Origin of the sequence: Streptomyces sp. NPDC021356 (assembly GCF_040641015.1) — a bacterium.
GTDB lineage: Bacteria > Actinomycetota > Actinomycetes > Streptomycetales > Streptomycetaceae > Streptomyces.
Genome location: NZ_JBFACU010000077.1, coordinates 1 through 11,388 on the forward strand (window position 1 = coordinate 1; position 11,388 = coordinate 11,388).

Genomic DNA, 11,388 nt, shown 5'->3' on the forward strand with positions numbered 1-11,388 from the left:
CCGCTACGACAAACGCGGGTACGTCTTCCTCGGCACCGCCACAGCAGCAGCCCTGGTCATCTGGCTGCGAACTTGATCGCCCGGACAAGTCCTAGCTGCGCTTCGATGCCCGCAGCCAGGCGTATTACGAACGCCGACCCAGAAGGCGAGACCCGGCGTGAGGTCATCCGATGCCTCAAGCGACATGCCGCCCGACCTGCGCGAGGAGTGTGCGCTTCCTCGCTGCTGGTACGCATTACGAACCGACGGACTCCCATGGCAGGGCGGGCTGCTGGGGAAGTCGACACAGGGTGCGCCGTAGATCGTCGCGGTTGAACTCGATGCCGGCTGTCAGCAGGGTGCGGGTGTGTAGGTCGAGTGCATCGAGGAGGTCGTCGGGGAGGCCGACTGCGATGGGAATCTGCCAGGCGTCCTTGAGGAAGGCGTCGAGTTCCTGCTCTTCAACCCGCAGGTGCACGTGAATCGACCACGGTTCAACCGACTTCATGGGTCCACGGACGGAGCGCCCACGCGCTCCGATGATCCGATTCCCTGCGAGTTGAAGTGCACGCAGTACGGCCATCTCCGAGACTGCGGCGATCAGCATCGCGCGGCTTTCCGTTTCCAAAGTTTGCTGATCCCTTCTTTGCCGCCTCGAGTGTGCGCCGTGCATCAGACTGTGTTGGATTGGCTTTCATGTGGTGAGGACGGCGGTTGCGTTTATCCGGTTACTCCAGTGGCGTTGACCGCTCACCAGAGGCATCTGTGGTCATCGCCCGCGGACTCGTGTGGCACGTTCGCGCTCTTCAGCCTGGTCAAGTAGCTCCTTTTGTTGTGCGCGGCCCGCTGCGGCGACCGCGCGCAGCGCAGGTTCTCGGTCGGCAAGAGCGGTGAAGTAGTCCAGAAGCTGAGAGTGCATCCGCGAGCGATCCCCTGACCAGGAGTCGCACCAGGCGACAGCCGCCGCGATCCTGTCAGCGCTCGCTCCCCGCTCCAACAGGAGGGGACCGATCTGTTCTACGGCCGTGTTGCGCTGCCCGAAGAGGGCGTCGACCAGCTTGTCAGGGCTTACGGCATGTTGGTCGAGCAGGTGCTGGGCCAGCTTGGTGTCCGAGCCGACGAGATGGATGAGGGCGCTGTGGCCGACGCGGGGCAGGCCCATGCAGTGGATGGCCAGACGTAGCCGGTGCGGACGTGGGAGGTAAGCGAGGACGTGATCGCTGTCGTGCGGGAGCGGCGAGGCGTACCAGCCCTGGGCGGTCATGTCCTTCAGCCGCTCGTGGAACCATGATTCGAAGGTGTCGGCGTCATGCTCCGCGAGGTGCGTGAGGACTCTGCCCGCTCGCCACTGGTTGTGCGGGGGTAGGTGATCGATGCGCAGGTTTTTTATCGCGCGGCGCCATGATGTCTGCCATTCTGTCGGCAGGGTGGGGCCGTGTGGTGCTCCGACCGAAAAACTGATCGCTGCGCTCGCGGCGATGGCAGGGACGGTGTGGACGAGCAGGCGTTGCATGACATCGTCCGGCTCGTGGCGAATCAGCGTCTCGAGCAGTGCCGCGTCCTCGGCCCGCATCGAGTCGATCACCAGCTCTCCCGTCTGATCCACCACGCTGCGCGCGACGACGGCGCTGATGACAGTGGGTCGGGAGGCCGCATCGTCGAGGGCCGCGAGCAACACGGACGGCGGCACGGTGTCAGGAGCCGTGGTGAGCCATTGCGTCAGGGCAGTTCCCAACAACATGGTCTCACCTGATTCGGCGGCTGCCTGGTACCAGGCAGCCGGGTCGTTCATCAGCTCGGCCATGCGGATGGCTGTCAGATGGCCGGTGTAGTCACCGACGACCTGTGCCTGCTCGGCCAGTTCGCTGAATCGGGCCACTCCGGCTCGAGGCCCCAGAGCAGTCAGCTTCTTCGCGAGTGTCTGCGCTTGAGTGAACACTTGCTCGGTGGCTGCCTCGTAGTCATGGGTGAATTCGACGCTTCCCCATTCACAGAAGGACTGAAGATCGGAGTCGACGTCGAATGTCGGCAGCTTCTGGCCAGCTGTTTGAGCCCGGCCCCGGATCCGGGCGAGTTCGCGGTGAGCGCGCATCGCTGCTCCCGGGCTGTTTTGCAGCAACGAGTGGAGTGAAGTAAGAATGCGGCGTCCTCCCTCGACCCCCCACCGCATCTGCTCGGCGGAGGGAGGCTGGCCACGGGGGGCGATGCCCAAGCCGAGCCGGACCCATCCCAGCGCCATGTCGAGCAGGGCGACCAGCGCGACGGGCGGACAGGGGACGCTGTCCTCGCTTTCCGTATCGCAGGTCAGAAGCGGGACTGCCTGCTCCCATAGACCGAGTAGCTTCGAGAGATTCTCTGCGGCGTCCACGCCGTGGGCGAGTGTGACTTTGTTCGGTGCCCCTGGATCCGGCCAGTTCCCTGATACCTCGACGCTGAAAATGCCCGCCAGGGCCTCGGTGGCCACGCTCCATTGCTCGCCCGAGGCGCGATGGCGGCGCATCCAGTCGAGCACCGCCCGCAGCAGACGGGCGCGGATCTCAAGGGACGTACCGAAGTCGGGGTCGATCACGCCGGCCAGATCGCTGAGCACGCGCAGCGGGTGATCCGGAGTGGAGTTCCGACGCCGCCTGTCTCCCACCGCCAGGGCCAGCAGTCCTCCGATCGCTTCCGGCAGCAAGAACTGACGTGCGCTCTGAATGAGTTGGCGGGTAGCTGCATCACCGAGAGGGTCAACGAGCATCCCATACAGCTCTTCGGGTTCGCGAGGAGTGGCCAGCACGGCCAGAGCCCCGTTCACCGCGAACTGGGCCGCCCGGGTGTCCAATCGGGCATACTGCGCCACGACGGCGAAGGTGCCGACGTCCCAAGACGTGGGCGCCGAGAGCGAGTGGATCCACTTCTCTGCTTGAGCCCGTGCCTGCGAGGAAGGGGATACCTCGGCTGCGGACATCACCGCGGAGGCAAGGTTAAGCGCGTGGTCGGGGAAGGCATCGACCAGCGTGGCCCACGGCCGCCGCACCGGACTGGTGAAGAACCAGCGCGCTACCAGCGGCGCGCACAGGGCCGGCTGCAGACGCCAAACGTCTTCCACCGACTCCACCAGGCCATTGTGTGCAAGACCCTCCACCATGCCAGACAACTCAGCGGGAGCCACTCCGACCAGGGGCGCGAGGGCGTACAGCATTTCCGGCGATACGCCACCCAGGGCGGCCACACAGGCCAGCGCATCCAGCACCGTGTGTGATGTTGTTGCCTCACTCAGGTACCGCTCGACGTGCGCTACGTGCGCTCTGCCGCTGAAGACGTCCCTGCCCTGCCCACTGGCCAGCAGCTCGCACAGCGTCACCGCCCACCCCGGCCGCCCGTCCGCTTGGTCGAGTACTGCAGCCCGGGACCGATGACCGGTGACACCCGCCGAGGTGACCAGCGTGTTCATCTCCGTCCGTTCGAGAGGGCCCACGTTGATGACCAGCGCCCCGGGCAGCCAGCCAACCACCTCAGCGAGCCGATCCGGCCAGGTCGTTACCACTGCGGAAAACAAAAGACCGGTCTGTCGACGGGTGTGTCGCAGGACACGCACCGCATCAGGATGAGCATGAGCATCGTCCACGACCACTGCTCTCGGCAGCACCAGAAGCAGGTCGTCATGAAGGTGAGCCAGCGAAGCGGGCTCTACGTAGACCACCTGATCTCCGAGCTGACCGGTGAGCCGAGTTTTGCCCACCCCCGGAACTCCAACGAGCACCACATCCTGGCAGGCATCCACCGCAGCCGACAGGGCTACAACCTCGCTCGCTCTGCCCACCAGAGGCGGTGGGCTCGCCACCAGAGGTGCCTCCAAAGGCTCGTCGAGCAAGGCGCCGAGTCGGCCCTCGATACCCAACAGACTCCGCCGCCATGCCGCATCACGCACCAACTGGTGAACGAACCACTCCTGGGCGTACACGTGGGCTGGAGGTAGCCCTCGGTCCGAGCACAGTTTGTCCAGAGCCCTCCGGGTGCGAGCGTCGACGGGGCGCGAGCTGGCTACAACAACCAGGTCGACCTGCAAGCCCTCCTCCTGCATCCGATTCAGGCCGTTGCGCACGTTGGCGATCGGATCACCAGTGGTGACCATAAGGCGCCCCCGCGCCTGAGGATCATTGCTGTCGGAAGGAAAGTAGATGTCTGCGTCACGGCCGAAGTCATGACCGCCCTCGACCGCCGACAACCCCGGATACCGGGACTGCAACAGGGCACAAGCGCACCGTTCGAACTCTGCTGGATGGACAGATTCGTTGAGAGCCTGCCGCACACGAGCCGGAAGATTCACAACCCACATGCTACGCACCGTGTGCGTTCTACGGTTGTGGAAAGCCGCTCAGCCAGACGGCTCGCCGTCTGCTGGGAAAGCCGGACCCGCTCGACGCACGGGTCGCCGCGCCGGCCGTACTCCGCGGTCGTGCCCGGGCCCGGGCCAAGTCCGGCGACGGCCTGCTACCGGATGCTTCTCTTGACTTCGGTGACGATGGTCCCAGGGTTGCATTGTCCTTCGGCCGTGCGGCCGGCGCTCTGGCTGAACTCTCTCCAGACACGCGGGTGCTCGGCGGTCACGGGCTGCCGTTCACCGGTCATGCCCTGGACCAGGCAGTGGCCGCTGCGCTCGAGGTGGTGCTCGAGCCACTCTCTGGACGCGAGGAGACTGTAGGCCCTGCCGCTCGGGCGGTCCCATGTCAGGTACTGCACCTGCAGTTGCCCGTCGGTGTCGTACCAGAAGGGGCGGTCCGGGTCGCGCCGCAGCCTGCTGTCTCTCAGGAGTGGGTCACTGAGCAGCGTCACGGAGACGGATGCGTCGAGGGAGCAGTCCAGGCTCTGACCATTCCAGTTGTAGGTCTGGTCAGTCGGAATAGCGGTGACGGGTTCCCCATCGGGGTCTGTGGCGAACACCATCCGGCCCTGCGGCTGTGCGGCGAGGGTGCGCTCCAGCCAGTCGTCCTCGTCATCTTCCATCGGACCGTCCGCCCACTGGTCTGCGAGCTCCAGGAGCAGCTCTTCCCGGCGCTTTTCCCTGCGCTCCCGCCAGATGGCGATGGCGACGCTCTCCTCCGATGCCGGCGGTCTAGGGGTTGGCTCCGGAGTGGAGAGATCGTCGTCCTCTGGGACAGGGGAGTCGTCCTCACCGTGATCGGGTTCGTCGTACTGAAAGGTATTCACATGCCAGGAGTCGGGTTCCGGATCGGTCCAGGGACTGGGGATGGTGGGGAAGTCGGCCAGGAGAAGGCTGTGGCGATCGTGCCCTTCGGGCATCAGCCGGTTCGTGAGCGAACGTCCTTCAAGCCACGTCAGCAGGCTGGTGAGTTGGGGGGCGGGCACGAGCCAGCTGTGGATGCGGTGCCATTGCTCTGCCTGGCCGCGGGTGACGTTCCATCCTCGGCCGTCGTGGTCGTCCATGGCCTGTTCGTAGAGGACGATCCACTGCCTGTCCTGGCTGTCGGTGCGGATGCCCAGTTCGTCGAGGTCGGGCAGGTTGTCCGGACGGCTGATCCAGATGCAGGGTGGAGATGGCGCGGGGTGGGGTACTGCTCGGCCCAGCGCAGCAGCCGGTGCAGTGCCGTGACGTCCCACAGCAAGGAGTAGGTCGCGACGCCCCACCACGCGTCGCGCTCGGGCCGCTGTTTTCGCAGCAGCACCCGGTGGAGACGGTCGGCGTTCAGCAGATGCCCCTGCTCGGCGGTGACCGCTACCGCAACCTCCAACACGTCGGAATTGCGTCCGTGACGTGCGGCGGTCTCGTTGAGAAGTTGGATGGTGCGTTCGTTGACGCTGCGTGTGCTGCGCAGCGGAAGCGTTTCCAGAAAGCTGCGGGCCAGCCGGTAGCCTCGTACGTCCGCGCGACTGCCGGGGCCAGCTGTGGCCTCCGCAGATGTGGGAGAAGCGGCCAGCAGGTCGATGAGTTCCGACCCGGTTTGCTCGGGCAGGAGAATCGACGCTGCTTCCTGGTAGTTCGGAGCAGCCTGCTCCAGCCAGCTCTGCAGCGCCGAATCGGCGGCCAGTGGGCGTCCCTCGCACAGCACGTCGATCTCGTCCTGGTGGGCAGCGAAGACCGACCGTACAACGCGGTCGTCACCGAACGCCTGGTAGGGGAAACCGATACCGGTTGCCTGGTCGGCCTTGTAGGTCCGCTCGTTGGACACCAGGCCCTGGGCGAGGAGCTGCCCGAGCATCGTGTCCGGCCACACCGTGGCCGCCGGAGCGTACGCGTCGACAAGAGCGCGGGCTTCCTCACGCGGCAGCACGGAACGCCGTGCGGCGGCCATGCGCGACGCCAGGGCGTCCACCGCACGGTGTACGGGCCGCTCCAGGGGATCGAGTCCGAGCCGGGAGCAGATGGTCTCCGCACGGTGGTCGACATAGGCGTCGAACACCGCGCTTCGGTCACGCGGATGGCCGCCCGTGCCGCCACGCTCCAGGCTCTTGCTTAGACTGTCTGCGTACAGCTTTACGAACACCGTGTGGAACTGGTTGCACGGAAAGTCGCGGCTTTCGGCGGGTGGCCCCACCAGCGACTCTGTGGAGAACAGTGGGCAGCAATCCGGGCAAGAGCCCCTACCTGATCGGCAGTCGTGACGAGCTGTACTAGTGTCAGCGGGATCCCTCGGGTTCGATCACCGCCGTTCGGCTCGGAACAATCAATGGGCTGGGTAATAAATCGTCGGCCAATCACTCCCCAGCCGGTCACTGGGCCTGCGAAAGCCCACCCGCGGGCGGGTCGGGGCAGGCGTGTCTCCGAGCAGCGGCTGACGGCAGGCGCAATCCGAGCGCGGCGCGGGCAGGTAAGCGAACACCAACCGTCGTACGGCGCCGGAACCCTCTGGCCTACCTCAAATCAGCACGGCCGACCGGTGCGGTCTCACACAGTGGGCCCATGACAACGGTCCGCACCGTGCGCACTTACAGGCAACTCGCCCTGCTTCCCATCGGGTTCGCGAGCATCATGTACGGCGACCTGCTCTTCCGGGACGACCAGCGGGGGCTGGGTAAGTTCCTCTTCATTAGCGGATGGGTCGTGGCACTTTCCGGGATGCCAGCCCTGAACCGCTACCTGAAGGCAAACCATCTCCGTGAGGGCATCCTCAAAATCTTCGTGATCCTGTTCATCGTCGGGAGCTTCGCGGTCCCCGGCCCGATCGTCAGTCTGGTCAAGGTCTTCGACGGCACGGCGCAGCCGGTCAACTACCGGCAGGCCGCGCTCTCGCTGGCACTGATCTACATCGCGCTGACGATCCTGTCTCGGATCGCCGAGCCGAAGGACCACGCCCTGGAGCGGCTCGCGAGCCGTATCCAGCGAGCGGCTGTCTTCCGGGCGCTGGCGAACGTGACCGGCATCTTCGCCGTGGTGGCCTTCCTGGGGGCACGGTTCGTCGCCACGCACCCGGTGCCTCTGATTTCCACTGGCCTGACGCTCGTGGTGGCGGCCGCGGTGGTCACCCACAAGACATTCGCCCGGGCGCGGAAGCTGTGCACGCAGATCCACGCCGACACGCAGACCCTGCTGAGAGACCTCGACGAGCTCGACCAGGCACGCAGCCGCAGCACGACGAGCACGGCGAAGCCCTGGATCCGGCGGCTGCGCGGCGAGCGGCAGGCGGGCGGCGGCCACGCCGACGAGCAGAAAGCGGCGCTGCGGGCTTGGGACGCCGTCAAGCTCGGACTGTCCACGCCCGTGGACACCGGCTACCGCAGCGTCGGCCTGCCGTTCCTCACCGACGAGGTGGTGGCTGAGATCGAGGCGAAGGTGCGGACAGCCGTCCACGGCGGAAGAGCCGGCCCTGCGCGGGCGGACCTGGAGGCCATTCAGCGGGCATGCTCGGGGCGCGTCGACGTCCTGGCCTAGACGAGTAGTTCCGTATGTGGGGGAGGGTGTCCAGCATCGGGTTGTGACGACCGAGGCCAAGGACTCCGCGGTCAAGGCCAGAGTGCCGCGAACAGGACGACGGCGCGAGACGGGCAGTTCTCAGCACAGCGAAGGCCGTTGTGAGAATCCGGACTGTCTTCTGCCGGATCTGCCGTATCGCACGACGACGGGAGAACCGCTCCTCAAAGTCGACCACATCGACAACCATGCGGCAGGTGGACGCGACTACCTGAGCGCGATGATTGCCCCCTGCCCTAATTGCCATGCCAACCAGACTCGTGGCGCAGACCAGGATGAGCTGAGGGAATGGCTCCGGGTGGTGGCTCTGCAACGTCATCAAGCGCTGCGAGGCAAGGCCGGGACTGAAGCCGGCTGCCCGAGGCCGCGCACCTCGGGCAGCGGTAGACGCGCCCGCTAAGGGCTGTCCCGCAAAGATCTTGAAGTCGCCTCGGGCATGGTGGCCGCGGTGCGGCCCGCTTGCCTAACCAGCGAGAACGAGGTTGTGCATCCGGGCGATGCCGAGCATGGCGTGGTGGACGCCGTCGCCTTTGAGGCGGCAGTCGCGGAGGATCTTCCAGGTCTTCATGCGGGCGAAGACGTGCTCGACGCGGGCTCGGACCTGCTTGTGGGACTTGTTGTGTTCCTCTTTCCAGTCCGGGAGGCCGCCCTGGTCGCGCTTGCGGCGGTGCGGGATGACCAGTCCGGTGCCCGGGTAGCCGCCGTCGGCGATCGTGACCGTGTTGCCGACGGCGTCCTTGGCGCCGGACTCCTCCCACGCCTTGCAGTCGTTGCGGTTCCCGGCGAGCGGCTGGCCGACCACGACGACCAGCCGGGTGTCGGCATCGATGACGACCTGATGGTTGGTGGAGTACCGGTAGTTCTTCGACCGCTCGGCGATGGTGTGGTCGCGGACGGGGACCAGGGTGCCGTCCACGATGAGCACGGTGTCCTTGGCGAACCGCTTGCGGGGCTGGAGTGCGAGTAGGGGTCCGAGGTGGTTGATGACTCGGCCGGCCGTCGACTTCGAGACGCCGAACAGCAGAGCGAGCTGCCACAACGTCAGATCGGTGCGCCAGTAGGTCGTGACCAGCAACACCCGGTCCTCCAGCGGCAGACTCCATGGCCGGCCTCGGTGGACCACATCTGCTCCATCGCGCCGCAGCGTAGTCAGCAGCTTGCCGAAACTGCGTGGGCTCAGCCCCGCGAACAGGGCTATCCAGGACGGCTCCGATGCCGTGATCACACTCGCCACATCATGATCATCACTCAGACCGGCCCAACGACGAGACAATCCCACAGTTACGCTGATCGGGGCAGTCCACAGTGCGCAAGACCGGGGGAAACCGTGAACCGACCACTGCTGTTCCTCGACGTGGACGGGCCGCTCAACCCCTACGCGGCCAAGCCGGAGAGGCGCCCCGACGGCTACACCACACTCAGAGTCCCCCGAAACGATGCCCATGAGGACAGGGGCCTCTCCTCCCGACGACGCCCCCTGCGTGTCTGGCTCAACCCAGAGCACGGACGAACCCTGCTCCAGCTCGGCTTCGAACTGTGCTGGGCCACCACCCCCAACCGGGCCAGGCACCGGTGCGCCGGGCGCCGATCACGTCAGGGAGGGCTGTGTCCCACGGTCGTCATAATGGCAACCAGGCCGCAATGCCCGTCCAGCGCGCCGGGGCGAAGGAAGACGGATCGCCGGAGCCAGTCGGCGCGGGCCCCTACTCCACCGGCGGAGGGGGGACAGTCCTGGAACACCGCTACGGAGCGGTGCTGTTGTCGCATCTGCTGACGGGAACCCCGGTGCCCGGCCTGGGGGACGCCGTGACACCGGTCCGGATCCGATTCCAGGCGCGCTCCGTCAGCCGTGTGGACGACATCGTTGTTGTTGGGACAGCACCGAACAAAACGGAAGTTGCCGTGTCTATTGGGGTGCGCCGGCAGCCGAAGCTGGTGCCGAGCGAGGCGGACTCTGTCAAGCTCATCGGCGACTTCCTGCACGTCGCGCGTGCCAAGCGGACGTTGGTGGACAGCGGCCGCTGGAAACTCGCCTTGGCCGTGGTGCCCTCTTGTATTCCTGCCCAGCAGCTCAAAGCGCTCGCCGAGGCGGCCGCTGCGGCAGGCAGTTGGACGGAGTTCCAGGATCGGCTGTGCCGTCCGGGCGGTGTGCAGGCAGCGGTTCGCAACCGGCTGACCCAGGTAGAAGCCATCGTTGCTTCTCTGATCTCCGAGCCGTCGACACAGGCGTCACGGGAGACCTGGCGGCTGCTGTCGGCCCTTCATTTGATCGAGATGCGCCTGGAAGGCGCCGACTGTACGGACCGGACGTACAGCGTCGAACGACTGCGGGCCGTGACGCCACAGCGCGGCAATGACGCGGCGCACACCCTGTTCGCCCATCTCGCGGAGCGAGTGGGTGTCTACGCTCCAAGCGGCGCCGTGGTCGATATCTCGCGGTTGCACGCTGACCTTCAGGGACTTGGCTGTTTCGCCCCAGCGCACCTGCCTTCCCTCGCTGATGCTGACCTAGCCCCTGCGGCAGCCCGAACGCCACGGCCGAGCCGACGTTGTGCACGCCCCAGGTTGCGGTGGAAGACTCGTCTGTTGTCTGGGGCAGCACACCAGCCCCAGGTGCATGATGACACCGTCGTGGTCGTCGACGGCTGCTGGACACTTGCCTTCGATGCAGACTCTGGCCGCCAGCGCTGGGGCAAGAAGACCGGCGGCGGACACAGCCCGGTGATCGCAGGCGGAGCGTGCTTCGCCTCGGACCCACTGGGCCATGCCCGGGCATGGGATCTGCGTTCCGGCCAACGCAGTGCGCCGCTGCGCCTGCGCATGCAGGACGGCCTGGCCACGGCATCGAATGGGTTGCTATTTGCTGCGCACCCCATGACCGGGCTGAGTGCCTACAACGTCGCCTCAAAGGCGGTGCTCTGGTCCGGCGCTGGGAAACACCACGTCACTGCTGCGCCCCAGGCCCATGGCAGCATGGTGTTCGCGCTCATGAATACCCCATCGGCACCCGCATACGGGCAGCAGGTCTTTGCTGCATTCGATGCGTTGAGCGGGCATACGGTGTGGAGCTGGTCGAGCGGCTCGTGCGCCGTCGCGCACTGGAGTGCCGGCGATCGAGTTCTCATGGCCTTTCTCGACACGCCGGATGGCGAGCGGCAGCTCGTCGCCCTCGACCGCGCCAGTGGAACGCTTCGATGGCACCAAGAACTTACGGGTGAAGCGGCAGCCGCCCCGGTGCACGCAGGCACGACAGTTCATCTGACTACGCGGTGCGGCCGGGCGCTGGCCTGGGACGCGCAAAGTGGGCACCTGCTGTGGGACACTCAGGTCGCCCGACGCATCAGTACGGCCCCCTTGGTCGCCGACGACGCCGTCTACATCGCCGCATTCGACCCAGGGCGGCTAGGACTTGTCCGGCCGATCATGTGACTACTTCGCAGTGGTGTCGTTGATGTGGACATGGGGCGGGGAGATCTGACGGATGCCGAGTGGGAACG

At 66.2% G+C, this 11,388-nt stretch carries 7 protein-coding genes and 1 pseudogene; 3 read left to right on the forward strand and 5 right to left on the reverse strand.

The annotated features are described in order from the left end of the window. Nucleotides 1–235 precede the first annotated feature (235 nt). The 4 genes from AB0G56_RS41390 to AB0G56_RS41405 all read right to left on the reverse strand — a co-directional run bounded on the left by AB0G56_RS41390 (nt 236) and on the right by AB0G56_RS41405 (nt 6,518). The gene (locus AB0G56_RS41390) at nt 236–487 is read right to left on the reverse strand and encodes a hypothetical protein (RefSeq protein ID WP_127892362.1); all 252 of its coding nucleotides are present in this window, start codon (nt 485–487) and stop codon (nt 236–238) included. 261 nt (nt 488–748) lie between these two features. Then, nucleotides 749–4,291 (reverse strand): hypothetical protein, encoded by a 3,543-nt coding sequence (locus AB0G56_RS41395; RefSeq protein WP_360981290.1) that lies wholly within the window; start codon nt 4,289–4,291, stop codon nt 749–751. A 164-nt stretch (nt 4,292–4,455) separates the two neighbouring features. Continuing rightward, a complete protein-coding gene (locus tag AB0G56_RS41400; RefSeq protein ID WP_360981293.1) occupies nt 4,456–5,409 on the reverse strand; it encodes a hypothetical protein in 954 nt (317 codons plus the stop codon). Continuing rightward, nucleotides 5,301–6,518 (reverse strand): hypothetical protein, encoded by a 1,218-nt coding sequence (locus AB0G56_RS41405; RefSeq protein ID WP_360981296.1) that lies wholly within the window; start codon nt 6,516–6,518, stop codon nt 5,301–5,303. Before AB0G56_RS41405 ends, AB0G56_RS41400 begins: the two co-directional genes overlap by 109 nt. Nucleotides 6,519–6,883: 365 nt before the next feature. Between AB0G56_RS41405 and AB0G56_RS41410 the strand changes: the two genes are divergently transcribed. After that, on the forward strand, nt 6,884–7,852 hold the full coding sequence (locus AB0G56_RS41410; RefSeq protein WP_360981299.1) for a hypothetical protein: 969 nt from the start codon (nt 6,884–6,886) through the stop codon (nt 7,850–7,852). 502 nt (nt 7,853–8,354) lie between these two features. On the opposite strand, the gene AB0G56_RS41415 is transcribed toward AB0G56_RS41410, so the two are convergent. After that, on the reverse strand, nt 8,355–9,125 hold the full coding sequence (locus AB0G56_RS41415) for a transposase (protein WP_360981302.1): 771 nt from the start codon (nt 9,123–9,125) through the stop codon (nt 8,355–8,357). Nucleotides 9,126–9,218: 93 nt separating this feature from the next. Here AB0G56_RS41415 and AB0G56_RS41420 point away from each other — a divergent pair. Continuing rightward, nucleotides 9,219–9,443: pseudogene (locus tag AB0G56_RS41420) on the forward strand (hypothetical protein); the annotation flags it as partial. Nucleotides 9,444–9,742: 299 nt separating this feature from the next. Then, complete coding sequence (locus AB0G56_RS41425) at nt 9,743–11,320, forward strand: PQQ-binding-like beta-propeller repeat protein (protein ID WP_360981305.1); 1,578 nt, start codon at nt 9,743–9,745, stop codon at nt 11,318–11,320. Nucleotides 11,321–11,388: the final 68 nt, after the last annotated feature.

What these genes read in the sequence shown, in the direction of transcription:
- AB0G56_RS41390 (WP_127892362.1), bottom strand. Translation starts at nt 487, where the DNA reads ATGAAGTCGGTTGAACCGTGGTCGATTCACGTGCACCTGCGGGTTGAA.
- AB0G56_RS41400 (WP_360981293.1), bottom strand. Translation starts at nt 5,409, where the DNA reads ATGGACGACCACGACGGCCGAGGATGGAACGTCACCCGCGGCCAGGCA.
- AB0G56_RS41410 (WP_360981299.1), top strand. Translation starts at nt 6,884, where the DNA reads ATGACAACGGTCCGCACCGTGCGCACTTACAGGCAACTCGCCCTGCTT.